14 protein-coding genes are annotated in these 15,176 nt (G+C 63.8%); 6 read left to right on the top strand and 8 right to left on the bottom strand.

All coding sequences use genetic code 11. The annotated features are described in order from the left end of the window. The first annotated feature begins 468 nt into the window (after positions 1-468). Positions 469-1,992, top strand: a complete 1,524-nt coding sequence (locus IEW00_RS00310) for a fumarate hydratase (RefSeq protein WP_188512381.1) — start codon at positions 469-471, stop codon at positions 1,990-1,992. A gap of 268 nt (positions 1,993-2,260) precedes the next feature. On the opposite strand, the gene IEW00_RS00305 is transcribed toward IEW00_RS00310, so the two are convergent. After that, entirely contained in the window at positions 2,261-3,289 is a 1,029-nt protein-coding gene (locus IEW00_RS00305; protein ID WP_229736723.1) for an MlaA family lipoprotein, read from the bottom strand. A 214-nt stretch (positions 3,290-3,503) separates the two neighbouring features. Between IEW00_RS00305 and recN the strand changes: the two genes are divergently transcribed. Both recN and ligA read left to right on the top strand, forming a co-directional pair. After that, a complete protein-coding gene (gene recN / locus IEW00_RS00300) occupies positions 3,504-5,165 on the top strand; it encodes a DNA repair protein RecN (RefSeq protein ID WP_188512380.1) in 1,662 nt (553 codons plus the stop codon). Further along, on the top strand, positions 5,165-7,228 hold the full coding sequence (gene ligA / locus IEW00_RS00295; RefSeq protein ID WP_188512379.1) for an NAD-dependent DNA ligase LigA: 2,064 nt from the start codon (positions 5,165-5,167) through the stop codon (positions 7,226-7,228). The genes recN and ligA overlap by 1 nt, the downstream gene beginning before the upstream one ends. Here the strand turns inward: ligA and IEW00_RS00290 are convergent. From IEW00_RS00290 to IEW00_RS00270, 5 genes are all read right to left on the bottom strand, one after another. Beyond that, positions 7,225-7,896, bottom strand: a complete 672-nt coding sequence (locus tag IEW00_RS00290; RefSeq protein ID WP_229736722.1) for a DUF2459 domain-containing protein — start codon at positions 7,894-7,896, stop codon at positions 7,225-7,227. The genes ligA and IEW00_RS00290 overlap by 4 nt on opposite strands. Positions 7,897-7,999: 103 nt before the next feature. After that, entirely contained in the window at positions 8,000-8,938 is a 939-nt protein-coding gene (locus IEW00_RS00285) for a 50S ribosomal protein L11 methyltransferase (RefSeq protein WP_188512378.1), read from the bottom strand. Between the two features lie 254 nt (positions 8,939-9,192). Then, positions 9,193-9,396, bottom strand: coding sequence for a GIY-YIG nuclease family protein (locus IEW00_RS00280; RefSeq protein WP_308419294.1), 204 nt, complete (start codon positions 9,394-9,396; stop codon positions 9,193-9,195). 33 nt (positions 9,397-9,429) lie between these two features. Then, positions 9,430-10,176 (bottom strand): SDR family NAD(P)-dependent oxidoreductase, encoded by a 747-nt coding sequence (locus tag IEW00_RS00275; RefSeq protein WP_188512376.1) that lies wholly within the window; start codon positions 10,174-10,176, stop codon positions 9,430-9,432. 75 nt (positions 10,177-10,251) lie between these two features. Beyond that, a complete protein-coding gene (locus tag IEW00_RS00270; RefSeq protein WP_195812460.1) occupies positions 10,252-11,655 on the bottom strand; it encodes a methyl-accepting chemotaxis protein in 1,404 nt (467 codons plus the stop codon). A 208-nt stretch (positions 11,656-11,863) separates the two neighbouring features. Here IEW00_RS00270 and sdhC point away from each other — a divergent pair, with 208 nt between their 5' ends. Genes sdhC through sdhA form a run of 3 tightly spaced genes read left to right on the top strand, consistent with a single transcriptional unit; the run spans position 11,864 to position 14,503 of the window. After that, positions 11,864-12,253, top strand: coding sequence for a succinate dehydrogenase, cytochrome b556 subunit (sdhC, locus tag IEW00_RS00265; protein ID WP_188512375.1), 390 nt, complete (start codon positions 11,864-11,866; stop codon positions 12,251-12,253). Positions 12,254-12,311: 58 nt separating this feature from the next. After that, entirely contained in the window at positions 12,312-12,701 is a 390-nt protein-coding gene (sdhD, locus tag IEW00_RS00260; RefSeq protein ID WP_188512374.1) for a succinate dehydrogenase, hydrophobic membrane anchor protein, read from the top strand. Continuing rightward, positions 12,701-14,503, top strand: coding sequence for a succinate dehydrogenase flavoprotein subunit (gene sdhA, locus IEW00_RS00255; RefSeq protein ID WP_188512373.1), 1,803 nt, complete (start codon positions 12,701-12,703; stop codon positions 14,501-14,503). The genes sdhD and sdhA overlap by 1 nt, the downstream gene beginning before the upstream one ends. Positions 14,504-14,599: 96 nt before the next feature. Here sdhA and IEW00_RS00250 read toward each other — a convergent pair whose 3' ends face one another. Both IEW00_RS00250 and IEW00_RS00245 read right to left on the bottom strand, forming a co-directional pair. Continuing rightward, entirely contained in the window at positions 14,600-14,899 is a 300-nt protein-coding gene (locus IEW00_RS00250; RefSeq protein WP_188512372.1) for a type II toxin-antitoxin system RelE/ParE family toxin, read from the bottom strand. Continuing rightward, complete coding sequence (locus tag IEW00_RS00245; RefSeq protein WP_188512371.1) at positions 14,886-15,134, bottom strand: type II toxin-antitoxin system ParD family antitoxin; 249 nt, start codon at positions 15,132-15,134, stop codon at positions 14,886-14,888. The genes IEW00_RS00250 and IEW00_RS00245 overlap by 14 nt, the downstream gene beginning before the upstream one ends. Positions 15,135-15,176: the final 42 nt, after the last annotated feature.

Here is a 15,176-nt window from a genome sequence, read left to right as displayed (position 1 = left end):
GGGCCAAAACCCCCTTGACGCGCGATCACATCGCTGTGCCCGCGTTAACCGTTACCCACTGTTATTGGTATGCCCCGCCCTTATCTTCCACCACCTATAGTGGCCCATCCTGAATTTGGCGCAAGGGGGTAAATGATTAACCATGCCAACGCTTCGTCGTATCGGGGATTCGTTTCGTCGCTGACGACGCAGCGTGACAGGGCGCGACGCGCGCTCAAAAGCCGGGCCGCAAAAGCGCAAGTGGGCATTTGGTCATGACGCAAATATTTCCTGTCCACAGGTTGGTGCACAGGTGACCTTGCGATGACGGCGACGCGGATGAGAATCATCTGCCTGCCACCACCGCCACTTTCGTCAAACGCATTCCATCGGGGCCCACCTTGCGATAGCATCGATGCCGCAATAGAGACGGTCGCACTTTATCCGCTTGGCGCCATCGGCGCGCATCCAGTATCCGGGGGAAATGCCATGACCGTGACCATTCGCGCAGCCGATCTGATCGAGAGCGTCGCCGACGCGCTGCAGTTCATCAGCTACTATCACCCGATGGATTACATCCGCGCGCTGGGCGAGGCGTATGAGGCCGAGCAGTCGCCCGCCGCCAAGGATGCGATCGCGCAGATCCTCACCAACAGCCGGATGTGCGCCGAAGGCCACCGGCCGATCTGCCAGGACACCGGCATCGTCAACGTCTTCGTCAAATGGGGCATGGACTGCCGGATGGACGACACGGCCAGGTCGCTGCAGGAGATCGTCGATGAAGGCGTCCGCCGCGCCTATCTGCACCCGGATAACAAATTGCGCGCGTCGGTATTGGCAGACCCGGCGTTCACCCGCCGCAACACCAAGGACAACACCCCGTGCGTGCTGCACGTCGAGATGGTGCCGGGACACCATGTCCATGTCGATGTCGCGGCCAAGGGCGGCGGCAGCGAGAACAAGTCCAAGTTCAAGATGATGAACCCCAGCGACAACATCGTCGACTGGGTGCTGGAGATGATCCCGCAGATGGGCGCGGGCTGGTGCCCGCCCGGCATGCTGGGCATCGGCATCGGCGGCACGGCGGAACATGCGGTGCTGCTTGCCAAGAAGGCGTTGATGGACCCGATCGACATGGGGCCGTTGAAGGCGCGCGGGCCGCAGAGCGACATTGAGGCGATGCGGATCGAGATTTTCGACAAGGTCAATGCGCTGGGCATCGGCGCGCAGGGGCTGGGGGGCTTGTCGACCATCCTCGACGTCAAGATCATGGACGCGCCGTGCCATGCCGCGGGCAAGCCGGTGGCGATGATCCCCAACTGCGCCGCCACCCGCCACGCGCATTTCTCGTTGGACGGCTCGGGCCCCGCGTATCTCGAAGCGCCCAAGCTCAGCGAATGGCCCGACGTCAACTGGACCCCCGACAAGGCCGCGATCCGCGTCGATCTCGATAACCTGACGCCTGAGGTGGTGCAGAGCTGGAAGCAAGGCGACCGTCTGCTCTTGAACGGCAAGATGCTCACCGGGCGCGACGCGGCGCACAAGCGCATTCAGGATATGCTGGCCAAAGGCGAGCCGCTGCCCGTCGAGTTCCGTGGCCGCGTGATCTATTATGTCGGCCCGGTCGACCCGGTGGGCGAGGAAATCGTCGGTCCAGCCGGCCCCACCACCGCCACCCGGATGGACAAGTTCACCCGGATGATGCTCGAGCAGGGCCTGCTCGCGATGGTCGGCAAGGCCGAACGCGGCCCCGCCGCAGTCGAGGCGATCCGCGATCACAAGAGCGCCTACCTGATGGCGGTCGGCGGCGCGGCGTATCTGGTCGCCCGCGCGATCAAGGGCTCGGAGGTCGTCGGCTTCCACGATCTGGGGATGGAAGCGATCTACGAGTTCGAGGTCAGCGACTTCCCGGTCACCGTCGCGGTCGACAGCGAAGGCAACAACGTCCACAAGCTCGCACCTTTGGTGTGGAAGGAGCGGATTGCGAAGGAAGGGTTGTTGGCTGGGGTGTGAGGGTAGCCGGGGTCGAGAATCACGCCTTTGCGCGATGCACCCCACCTCCGCTGAGCCTAAGCCTGTCGAAGGCCACGCTCTAACCGATGGCAGGATAATGCTACGTCGTTCTCCGGCGAAAGCCGGAGCCCAGGGGCGGGATGGCACTGCGTGCGCTCTGGATTCCGGCTTTCGCCGGAAAACGGTGTTGCATTGAAGGGCACCAAAGGCGCGGAGCCTTCGACGGGCTCAGGCTGGGTGGACCTTTTGATGCCCGCCGCAGATCGCCTCAGTACGCACCCACCGGCATGCAGTTCACCCCCGGTGCCGCCGGCACGATCGGCGTCACCGGCACCACCACAGGTCCGCCCGTGCCTGGATTGACGAACGGCAGATCGCCATCGGGATAGGCGTTGCGACCGCGCAGCGCATCGATTTCCGCCTGGCGTCGCTTGAGATAGAAATCGCGCGCGTCGATGTACGGGTCGTTGCTCTGGTTGCGCAGCGCGTTCAATTGTTCGTCGATCTGGATACGCCCCTGCAGCGCGCTCAAGGTTGCGGCGGGCAGGGTGAATTTGATGTCGTTGAACGGCGCGCCGACCACGGTGGGCAGCAGCAGTCCATCGACCGTCCCGCCGACCAGGTCGCGGATTGTGGTCGGGCCGATTAGCGGCAGGAACAGATACGCGCCCGGCTCGACGCCGTAATAGCCCAATGTGTTGGCAAAGCCATTGCGCCGATAGGGCAGCTTGATCGGGTCGCGCTTGGCGACATCGAACAGTCCGCCAATACCAATGGTGGTATTGACCGCGAACCGTCCGACGGTCTCTGCCGCCTTGCCCGGCTTCAGCTGGAGCAGGAAATTGAGTGCGACGATCGGTTCGGTCAGATTGCGCAGGAAATTGCGCAGGCCATGGCGGATCGGCTTAGGAATCGCGTCCTTGTAGGCCATGGCGACCGGCCCGACGAGCGCCTCGTCGACATCTTGCACGACCTCGTAGGAGTCCGCGTTGAGCTGAAGCATGGGGTCGCCCGGCTCCGAATCTGGGCGCGCGGTGACGACGATCGCGTTCTGTTCTGCGGGTGCAGGGGCGGGCGCAGGCTCGCCTGGCGCAGGCGGCGTGGAGGGCAATGCGGCGCCTGCGGGGCATGGCGGCAGTGTGGCGGGCTGCAACGTGGCGGGCTGCGGCGCGGCGGGCGCAGTGGTGGGGCTGCCGGCCTGTTCGGCGGCAATGATGGTCTGTGGAAGGTCTGCGCTGGCAGCAACCAGCGGCGATCCTGAGAGGGCGAGCGCCAGCGAAAAACTCGCCAGACTCACAGGGGCATTCCGATCGGTGCAAGGAGAGGGTACGTCATCATGTTCGCGCAGTCATCCTTGGCACGTGTCGCCCCTATTTCGGCAGCTATGGGCGGATTGATGACAAGTCAATGACAACTACGTGGAATTCGTTTGACACCCCCGTTTCCTGATAACGGCGCTAGTGCCAAAAAGCAGTTCCCACCTGTGCCCTGTATGTTCTAAAGCAGCGGCCATGCTGCTGTCGCTTGCCATTCGTGACCTGGTGCTGATCGAGGCGCTCGACCTTGATTTTCACGGCGGGCTGGGCGTGCTGACCGGGGAGACCGGCGCGGGAAAATCCATTCTGCTCGATGCTTTGGGCCTTGCCATGGGCGCGCGCGCCGACAGCGGGCTGGTGCGGCAGGGGGCCGACCGCGCGTTGGTGATCGCCGGGTTCGATATGGCGGGCCATGCGGCGGTGACGGCGGTCTTGGCTGAAAACGATATCGCGCAGGAACCGGGCGAGCCGTTGCTGATCCGCCGCCAGGTGCGCGCCGACGGCGGCAGTCGCGCGTTCGTCAACGACCAGCCGGTCTCGGCCGGGCTGCTGCGCGACCTCGGCGTGCAACTGGTCGAGATCCACGGCCAGCACGATGATCGTGGGCTGATCAACCCCAGAGGCCATCGCGACTTGCTCGACAGCTTCGGGCGCTGCGATGTCGCAGGCGTGGCTGCGGCGTGGCGTAGCTGGCAGGCCGCCGAGCGGGCCTTTGCCGACGCCAACGCCGCGATCGACACCGCGCTGCGCGACCGCGATCTGCTCGAGCACAATCTTGCAGAACTCACCGCCTTCATGCCGCAGCCGGGCGAAGAGGCAGAACTCGCGGGCGATCGCGCCGCGATGCAGAAGGGCGAGCGGCTGTCGGGCGACATCGCCGATCTGTTCGCCACGTTCGAAGGATCGAAAGGCGCGCTGGCGCAGTTGCGCGGGGCGGCGCGCAAGCTCGACCGGATCGCCGAAGAGCATCCGTTGTTGAATGAGGCGCTGGAAGCGCTCGACCGCTCGGTGATCGAGGCCGACGATGCCGAGGCCAAGTTGCGCGCGGCGTCCGAGGCGCTGACCTATGATTCGGTACGGCTCGACGAGATGGAACGCCGCCTGTTCGATCTGCGCGCGCTCGCGCGCAAGCATAACGTCGCAGGCGATGCGCTGCCCGATCTGCTCGCGCAGATGCAGGCCGACTGGGCCGCGCTCGAATCGGGCGGGGCGAACCTGTCGGCGCTCGACAAGGCACGCCATGCCGCGAAGGCTGCGTACGTGTCCGCCGCCGAGGCGCTGAGCGCGGCGCGGGCCAAGGCGGGCAAGGCGCTGGATAGCGCTGTGCAGGGCGAACTGATCCCGCTCAAGCTCGATGCCGCGCGCTTCCGCACTTTGGTCGATCCCTTGGACGAGACGCGCTGGGGGCCATCGGGAATGGATCATGTCGAATTCCTGATCTCGACCAACCCCGGCAGCGATTTTGCGCCGCTGATGAAGATCGCCTCGGGCGGGGAACTCTCGCGCTTCATCCTCGCATTGAAGGTCGCGCTGGCCGAGCAGGGCGGCGCGGAGACGATGATCTTCGACGAGATCGACCGCGGCGTGGGCGGCGCGGTGGCCTCGGCGATCGGCGAGCGGCTGGCGCGGCTGGCGCGCACCACGCAATTGCTGGTCGTCACCCACTCGCCCCAGGTCGCCGCACGCGGCGCGCACCACTTGCTGATCGCCAAGACCAGTGACGGCACCGTCGCGCGCACCGGCGTCCGCCTGCTCGATGACGCCGACCGCAAGGAAGAGATCGCGCGGATGCTCTCGGGCGCAGAGATCACGCCCGAGGCCAGAGCGCAGGCGGACCGGTTGCTGGAGCGGGTGTGATGAAGGACGTATCGGCGCTCTCCGAAGCCGAAGTTGCGATCGAGTTGCAGCGGCTTGCGAAGAAGATCGCGCACCATAACCGGCGTTATCATGCCGAGGATTCGCCGGAGATTTCCGATGCGGATTACGACGCTCTGGTGCGGCGGAACAATGAGCTCGAGGCGGCCTTTCCGCATCTGATCCGCGCCGACAGCCCGAGCCGGATGGTGGGGGCGGCGGTGGAGACTTCTCCGCTGGCCAAGGTGCGGCACGAGCAAAGGATGATGAGCCTCGACAACGGTTTTTCGGACGAGGACATCGCCGAGTTCGTTGGCCGGGTGCGGCGCTATCTGGCACTGCCCGAAGGCGAGATGCTGGCGCTGACCGCCGAGGACAAGATCGATGGGCTGTCGCTCTCGCTGCGCTATGAGCAGGGCGTGCTGGTGCGCGCAGCGACGCGCGGCGATGGCGAAGTGGGCGAGGATGTCACCGCCAATGTTCGCATGATCGGGGATATTCCGGAAACGCTCACCGGAAACGCTCCCGAAATCTTGGAAGTCCGCGGCGAAGTCTACATGTCCAAGGCGGACTTCACCGCGCTCAATGCCGCGCAGGCAGAGCGCGGGGAGAAGCTGTTCGCCAATCCGCGCAATGCCGCCGCCGGGTCGCTGCGGCAGAAGGATGCCAAGGTCACTGCTGCGCGTCCCTTGCGCTTCCTGGCGCATGGCTGGGGCGTCGCGAGCGACGTTCCGGGCGATACGCAGCATGCAGTGATGCAGGCGATTGCCGCAATGGGCGTGCCGGTCTCGCCGCTGCTCCGCCGGATCGAGAGCTTGGAAGACCTGCTCGCGCATTATCGCGAGATCGAACGCATCCGCGCGGACCTGCCCTATGATATCGACGGCGTGGTCTACAAGGTCGACCGGCTCGACTGGCAGGCGCGGCTGGGCTTTGTCGCCAAGGCCCCGCGCTGGGCATTGGCGCACAAGTTCCCCGCCGAGCGCGCGGAAACGACCTTGCAGGCGATCGACATCCAGGTCGGGCGTACCGGCAAGCTGACCCCGGTGGGCAGGCTGACCCCGGTGACTGTCGGCGGCGTCGTCGTCTCCAACGTCACGCTGCACAACCGCGACGAGATCGCGCGGCTGGGGGTGCGTCCCGGTGACCGCGTCGTCGTCCAGCGCGCGGGCGATGTCATCCCGCAGGTGGTCGAGAATCTGACGCGCGAGGAACCGCGCGACCCCTATGCCTTCCCCGATCATTGCCCGGTATGCGCCAGTGAGGCGGTCGCCGAGGAGGGCGAGGTCGATGTGCGCTGCACCGGCGGGCTGGTCTGCGCCGCGCAGAAGCTTGAGCGGCTGCGCCATTTCGTCAGCCGCGCCGCGCTCGATATCGATGGCCTGGGCGAACGCACGATCGCCGAGTTTCTCGACGCCGGGCTGATCGACCGACCCGGCGACATCTTCCGGCTGAAGAAGCACCGCAGTGCGATCCTCGCGCGCGAGGGCTGGCAGGAACGGTCGGTCGACAACCTGCTCGCGAGCATAGAGGCGCGGCGCGGCTCGGACCCGGGACGCTTCCTGTTTGCGCTGGGCATCCGCCATGTCGGTTCAGTGACGGCGAAGGATCTGGTCAAGGCGTTCGGTAGCGTCGAGGCGGTGGGAGCCATCGGCCACCGGCTTGCGGCGGGCGATGCCGATGCGGTGGCCGAGGTCACCGGAATCGACGGCATCGGCCCGGCAGTCGCCGAGGCGCTGGGCGATTTCTTCCATGAGCCGCACAATGCGCAGGTGTTCGACGATCTGGTAACCGAGGGGCGCCCCGCTGCATTCGTCTCGACCGCGCGCGAGACCGAGTGGAGCGGCAAGACCATCGTGTTCACCGGCAAGCTCGAGACGATGAGCCGCGACGAGGCCAAGGCGCAGGCCGAACGCCTCGGGGCCAAGGCGGCAGGGTCGATTTCGGCCAAGACCGATCTGCTGGTTGCAGGGCCCGGCGCGGGATCGAAGCTCAAGAAAGCGGCGGAAATGGGCGTGCGCGTGGTCGATGAGGCCGAATGGGCCGAGATCATGCGCTTGGCTTAACGTTCCGCTTCAGGAAACCAGCGCATGACATGGTGCTCCGCCGGGGTCCACGCGCCGACCCGCACACCGATCGCGCGCAGGTGATCCCCGGTCCATACGTTGCAGCTGTTGAGCAGCGAATAGCGGCCGCGCCCCGGATAGAAGACATCATCGCCGCCATAGCCGTGGATCGGCTTGAGCTGTCCTGATTCGGGGAGCGCAACCGCCTGCATCAGCCGAGCAGCAAGCTTGCGATAGGCATCATGGCTGATCACCAGCCGCCGCGCGAAATAGCCCTCTTGCGGGCGGCGCATATGGTAGATGTGGATCAGCGTCGCATCGCTGCCGATCGCGGCGCGCGCCATGGTTGCCGGGTCGATGTCCTGCCAGCGCGGGGTGCCCAGATAGAATTCGCGCTCGCCCCAGCTGATCGCTACATGATCGGTCGCCCCGGTGGCGTGATAGCGCGGATCGGCAAGGTCGGTGGGCGGGAACAGCGCGTGCCAGTCGATCCCCTCGGCCTGTGCAGGCAGGATGAACCCGGTGTGGAAGCCGTTGGTCTCGACGTAGATCGTCACGCCATCGTCGGGCGCCCGCCAGTCGCGGTTGGTGCCGATGAGCCCGCCGGTCTCGCCGGCGAGGAAGGCGAGGCCCGCCAGCAGCATCAGCCAGCCGAGGATACGCGTCACTTGACGCCTCATACAGCCGTTTTCCGGCGCACGCCGGAATCCAGGGCGATGTCACGCAAGGCCGCCCCTGGACTCCGGCTTTCGCCGGAGAACGGGAATGGCCTCAGGCCTTGCCCGACCATCGCGCGCCCCGCTTGCGCAGGCGCAGCACGGTCCAATCGCCGAGGTCGAGCCGTTCGGCGAGGCGGAAGCCGACCATCCGATAGGCGCGGGCGACCGCGTCGGCCTGCGTGCCCAGCAGCCCGGACAGCACCGCCTGCCCCTGCGACGATGTCACCGCGGCGATGTCGCCTGCCAGATCGATCAAAGGGCCCGCCAGAATGTTGGCGATGACAAGATCATAGGGCGCGCGGCGCTGCAGATCGGCGTCCTCCAGCCCTTCGGCGATAAACATCGCAAGCTGGCCGGGGCGCTGGCCGAGCGCAATGCCGTTGGTTTCTGCATTTTCGGCAACCGCCGGGCCGCAGACGGGATCGATATCGCTCGCGGTCGCATAAGCGCGCGGCCACAGCTTCATCGCGGCAAAGGCGAGCAGCCCGGTGCCGGTGCCGATGTCGATATGGCTGCGCACCAGATTACCGCGGCGCTTCATCGCATCGAGCATCATCAGGCAGCCGCGCGTGGTGTTGTGGTGGCCGGTGCCGAACGCCAGGCTTGCCGGGATGCAGAAATTGGTGATGCCTGCTTCAGTCGCGGCGGGCATTTCAGGGGTGTGGACGCAAAACCGGCCCGCGCGGATCGGCTCGAGCCCGGACTGGCTCATCGTCACCCAATCGTCATCGGGCAGCCGCTCGGGCTTGAGCTTCAGGCCATCGGCGCTGGGCACCAGATCGCGCAGCCGGCGAACCCAGCGGGCATCGGGCTTCTGCGTGAAATAGCCATGGATCGCCCAGCTTCCGGGCTCTTGCGGGTCGGCATAGGCATCGACCTCGCTCGCTACCAGGCTGGGGCTGCCGAACGCGGCCTCGTCGATATCCTCTCGCTCGGTAACCGCCTGCGCCTCGGCCAATGTGCAGGGAATGGTGACTTTCCAGTTGTCCAACTTTAAGGTCCTTGTCGTCGCTTCGCGGTCTTTAGCCTAGGTGATTTGGTGACCTAAAGCGACTGACCAAAAAACACCACCTACGTCATTCCCGCGAACGCGGGAATCCCGCTATTGCGCTGATCTGGCAAGAAAGCGGGACCCCCGAGTGCGCGGGGGTGACGATAATGGATAGGCTAAGATGTGATCTAGGCGTTGATGAGGGGCGTCAGGTCCAGCCACTCCGGATTGGCTTCCTCAATCAGGTCGATTTTCTACTGACGCCGCCATTTCTTAATCGCCTTTTCCTGCTCGATCGCTGAAGTGATCTCGTCATACCACTCGGTATAGACGAGGCGCGAGAGCCCGTAACGCTTCACAAATCGCGATCCACCTTCGCTACGATGTTGCTCTATCCGGCGACCAATATTTGCAGTGACTCCGGTGTAGATGGTCCCACGATAGCGATCCGCCATCATGTAGACCCACCCACCCATCACCGCTTGCCCATCCTATCGCACGTAACTCGCGCCGTTCACATCGAGTACCGCGCCGGTCATCGAGGGCGGGGCGTCAAGGGCGCAGAAGGCGGCCATGGTGGCGATCTCGTCGGGCATCGCGACGCGGCCTAGCGGAATGTCGGCGAGCAATTTGTCACCGCCGCGGCTTTCGAGATAATCCTCCGCCATCCCGGTCATCGTGAAGCCCGGGCAGATCGCAAAGGCGTAGATGCCCTGCGCGGCATAGGCGCGGGCGATCGACTTGGTCATCGCGACCATGCCGCCCTTGGAGGCGGCGTAGTGCCAGTGCGCAGGGCTGTCGCCGCGATAGGCGGCGCGGCTGGCGATGTTGACGATTCGCCCTTCCTGTCCGTTCGCCTGGAAATGCTGCACCGCCAGCCTGCACAATTGGGCGCTCGCGGTGAGGTTGATCGTCATTGTCTCGTCCCAGGCCGCGAGCCATTCGGCATCGCCTACGTCGATCGGATTGGCAGCGAAGATCCCTGCGTTGTTGATCAGCACATCGATCCGCCCGTCGAGAAGCTCGAGCGCTTCGGACCACAGGCTGCCCGGCCCGCGAAAGTCGCCGAAATCGGCATCGACCATATCCCATGCCGGGGCATCCGGGCTGTCATCGGGGAACGGCTTGCTGGCGTGGCCGACGACGCGATGGCCAGCTTCGTGGAGCGTGTCGGCGATGGCGCGGCCAATGCCGCGGCTGGAGCCGGTGACGAGGATGTTCTGTTCGACCTGGATCATGGCCACCGGCATAGCCCGACCGAAGCGCGCGGTCCATATTGGGCCCGATCAATCTTTCGGGAGGCGTGAGGCCGGTCAGGCGCTCTTGGCCAAACCGATCTCGTCGGCAAAGGTGTTGGAGCGCTGCTTCAACTTGACAAGCTGCGACTGCAGATGGCTGAAGCCCGCTCCGACCTTGTCCATCTCGCTGGCGAGCCCCTCTGTATCCATGCGAATGGTGCCGATGGTGTTCGACATCGAATCGGCGGCCAGTGCGGTTTCGTCAACGGCCGCAGTGATGATGGTGACGGTCTGAGCCTGCACCTCCATCGCCTGCCGGATCCTGTCCGCCGACGTCTGAACCTCACTGACCGTGGCGCGGACCGAATCGTTCGATGAAACGGTGTCGCGGGTCGCCAGCTGGATTGCGGTAATCTTGTGCGCGATATCATCGGTGGCGCGCGCGGTCTGGTTGGCGAGGCTCTTCACTTCCTGCGCCACAACGGCAAAGCCGCGACCGGCATCGCCTGCGCGCGCAGCCTCGATCGTGGCATTGAGCGCGAGCAGGTTGGTTTGCCCTGCAATGTCGCGGATCAGGCTGAGGATCGATTCGATTGACTCTGCGTGAGTCGACAGCGTCTGGGTGCTGGCAACCGCGTGGCCCGCCTCGCGCGAGGCGCGTTCGGCGACGTCGGCGGCGACTTCCACTTCGCAGCGGGCTTCTTCGATCGCGCGGATCAGGCCGGCGGCGGTCTGCGCTGCTTCGCGCATCGCGATGGCCGATTGTTCGGCGGCGGCGGCAACTTCGGATGAGCGGCCCAGCATCTGCCGGGCGGATTCGGACGCAGCAACCACCTGGCTTTGCAGGCCGGTTCCCAGATGCGATGCTTGCTGGAGTTCACCATCGACGGTCTGTTTGAAGCTGGCCGTCTGGGCAATCCGGATCCCCTGGGCGTCCTGCTGAATGATCGCGTTCACCGCAAACGACATGATTTCGGCCTCGATGACCATCACCTGCGCGGTCGCTCGCGCGATCTGCTGAAACTGCTCATAATCGTCCGTGAGCTTGGCCGAAATCAGTTTCAGGGCGAAGTCGTGGGTGTAAGCCTGTGCTGCGAGAACCTGCCAAAGCGGAATGCCCAGCTTGCGGGCGTTCAGCGTGTTGTAGAAAGCCTGTTCGACCCAGACCTGGCTATCCAGGTTGCGGAATTTCTCTTCGGTATAGCTGCGCACGGAATCGATCGTGCGGTGCCGCACCGTTTCGATATCGTCGACCCTGGCGGCGATATCCGAGTTTGCGACGTAATGTTCCCAAAACGCTTCCGCGATGGCTTGTTCGTGCCCTTTGAGAAGCTCTATCCCCTTGCGGGTCAGCCGCGGAAGGCTCCCACTGGCGTCGAACGCTGCCAGCCGCTGGGTGATCGACAGCTCGTGCATGACCGCTTCGTACAGCGCCTTGGCTGCCGAGCGACCTGGTTGTTGGGTGCTGTTAAATGCCATGCCATCCTCGTGCGAACCAATCGTGCGTATGCACCGGCATAAGCGCCCATGGTTAACGCGGGGTTATTGTCACAGACGGTGTCGACACCCTGCGTGCGCGCGGCGAAACAACGGTCCCGCAATCAGCAATTGCATCAGCCGGGCAATCGGCTAAACAGGCGCGGGACGCATTTCAGGCGTTATTTAGATCGCATTCACGGGGGATACCATGGCGAAACCATCGGGCAGGCCGTTGTCGCCTCACCTGTCAATCTGGCGCTGGGGACCGGCTATGCTGATCTCCATCCTGCACCGCGCAACCGGCGACGGCATGGCCGTCCTCGGCGGTATTCTGCTGGTCGGCTGGCTTTTGGCACTGGCCAGCGGCCCCGAAGGCTATGCTTGGTATGTCGGCTGGGCCACCAGCCCGATCGGCTATCTGCTGATGATCGGCCTGAGCTGGGCATTCTTCCAGCACATGTGCTCGGGCCTTCGGCATTTCGTGCTGGATATCGGCGCGGGTTATGAAGTTGACGGAAACAATCGCTGGTCGGCACTTCTGCCGGTTGTAGCGATCGCTTTGACCGCCATATTGTGGTCGATCATCTTTTTCGTCTGATCGAATTTTATAGTTTTAACGCAGCGCCGGCCCTGGTTGCCCGCGCGGGGGAGCGACCATGGGAAGTGGCACCAGAATTGGCAAAGTACGCGGGCTGGGATCAGCCAAAACCGGGACCCATCACTGGGCCATGGTGCGCGTCACAGCTGTCAGCAACCTGATCCTGATGATCTGGTTCATCGCGTCTTTGGTCAGCCTTCCCGCGCTCGATCACGCCACGGTGACCGCGTGGTTGTCGACGCCGCTGACGGCGACCGCGATGATTTTGCTGCTCATCACCGTGTTCTATCACTTGCGGCTGGGGCTGCAGGTGCTGGTCGAAGATTATGTGCATGATCATGGCACCAAGTTCGGTGTGATCCTGCTGCTCAATTTCTATGCCATCGCCGGGGCTGCCCTCGGCATTTTCTCTGTTGCACGCATTGCTTTTGCCGGAGCCGCAAGCTGATGTCTGAAGCTTACAAGATCATCGACCATGTATACGACACGGTTGTCGTCGGCGCGGGCGGTTCGGGCCTGCGCGCCACCATGGGCAGCGCCGAAGCGGGCCTGAAAACCGCGTGCATCACCAAAGTTTTCCCCACCCGCAGCCACACGGTGGCAGCCCAAGGCGGTATTGCCGCTAGCCTGGGCAACAACTCGCCCGATCACTGGTCGTGGCACATGTACGATACCGTCAAGGGTTCGGACTGGCTGGGTGATCAGGACGCGATCGAATACATGGTGCGCGAGGCGCCAGCTGCGGTGTACGAGCTCGAGCACGCAGGCGTGCCGTTCAGCCGCAACGACAATGGCACCATCTATCAGCGACCGTTCGGCGGGCACATGCAGAACATGGGTGAAGGCCCGCCAGTACAGCGCACCGCTGCTGCTGCCGACCGCACCGGCCATGCCATGCTGCACGCATTGTATCAGCAGTCGCTGAAGTACGATTCGGACTTCTTTGTCGAATATTTTGCGATCGACCTGATCATGGAAGAGGGCGTGTGCCGCGGCGTGATCGCCCTGTGCATGGATGATGGATCGATTCACCGTTTCCGCAGCCATGCCGTGGTGCTGGCAACGGGCGGATCGGGCCGCTGCTATTTCTCTGCCACCTCGGCGCACACCTGCACCGGCGATGGCGGCGCGATGGTGCTGCGTGCAGGCCTGCCGCTGCAGGACATGGAATTTGTCCAGTTCCACCCGACCGGCATCTATGGTGCTGGTGTGCTGATCACCGAAGGCGCACGCGGCGAGGGCGGTTACCTCACCAACTCCGAGGGCGAGCGTTTTATGGAACGCTACGCCCCGTCGGCCAAGGATCTCGCCAGCCGCGACGTCGTCAGCCGCTCGATGGCGGCCGAAATCCGTGAAGGTCGCGGCGTCGGCAAGGAAAACGACCATATCTTCCTGCATCTCGATCACATCGACGAGAAGGTGCTGGCCGAGCGTCTTCCCGGGATCACCGAAACCGGCAAGATCTTCGCCAATGTCGACCTGACCCGTCAGCCTTTGCCGGTGGTGCCGACGGTGCACTACAACATGGGCGGAATTCCCTGCAATTATCACGGCCAGGTCGTCACCATCAAGGATGGCGATCCCGATACCGTGGTCCCTGGCCTGTATGCGGTGGGTGAAGCGGCCTGCGTTTCGGTGCATGGCGCCAACCGTCTGGGTTCGAACTCGCTGATCGATCTGGTCGTGTTCGGCCGGGCAACTGGCCATCACCTGCGCGATACCATCAAGCCGGGCAGTGCGCATAAGGAGCTGCCCAAGGATTCGGCAGACCTGTCGCTGGCGCGTCTCGACCATTTCCGCCACGCCAAGGGCGGATCGCCGACCGCGGAAATCCGCTCGAACATGCAAAAGACGATGCAGAAGCACGCCGCGGTGTTCCGCGACACGCAGCTGCTGTCCGAAGGAACCGCGCTTATGCAGGCAGTCAACCAGCGGATGCAGGACGTCCACGTTTCGGATCGCTCGCTGATCTGGAACACCGACCTCATCGAAACGCTCGAGCTCGACAACCTGCTCAGCCAGGCCGTGTGCACCATCGAAAGCGCAGCAAACCGCAAGGAAAGCCGCGGCGCGCACATGCACGAAGATTACCCAGAGCGCGACGATGCCAACTTCATGAAGCACACCGTCAGCTGGTTCGAAGGCTGGGGCGGCAAGGGCGGCAAGGTCACCCTCGACTATCGCCCGGTGCACGAATACACGCTGAGCGAGGACATCGAGTACATCAAGCCGAAGAAGCGGGTGTATTGATCGGCTGAAATTGCCATCTGGCAATGGTTTAAGGTCGGGGGCGGGATCATGCTGAAAAGGCGTTATCCCGCCCCCGGTTTGAATCGGCTTGCCGGATTAAAGGTGGCGGTCAACATCCATGCGTTCGTGCAGGACGCGGATGACCTGCACTGTGCGCTCGTCGATCGTGTAGAAAACCAGATGGTGCCCGCTCGATAGCTTGCGGAATTCATGCCCGTCGCTGCTGCGATAGAGTGCATGACGCGTCGGAAAACTAGCCAGTGACTCAATATCGATGCGGAGTGCAGCGACATAGCGCTTAGCCTGTCGCACGCCCCATTGTTGTTTCGTGTAGGTGGCTATGGCTTCCAAGTCGCCGGCGGCAGCTGGACGTATTACGACCTTATGCGTCACCATTACTGCCGAAATGCCGACCCATGAATTCATCCCAATCGAACGGTTGAGCTGGCCCGCTCTCCAGGCCTTCCTTCAAGGCTGCATTCAGCGCATTTCGCCGTTCATCCTCCGCAATGAAGCGCCGCATGGCTTCGCGCACAACTTCACTGGTTGAGCCGAATTCTCCGGATTCTACCTTGCGACGGGCGAAGTCCTGAAAGGGCGCACCAAGCGCTATTGATGTGTTCTTGCTCATGTCCGAACATTACCAGATTTTGGTAGCGCACTCCAGCATCGC

The sequence above is a fragment of the Blastomonas aquatica genome, assembly GCF_014639875.1.
In the GTDB taxonomy this organism is placed as follows: Bacteria; Pseudomonadota; Alphaproteobacteria; order Sphingomonadales; family Sphingomonadaceae; genus Blastomonas; species Blastomonas aquatica.
This window is presented reverse-complemented; position numbering and strand designations above follow the sequence as displayed.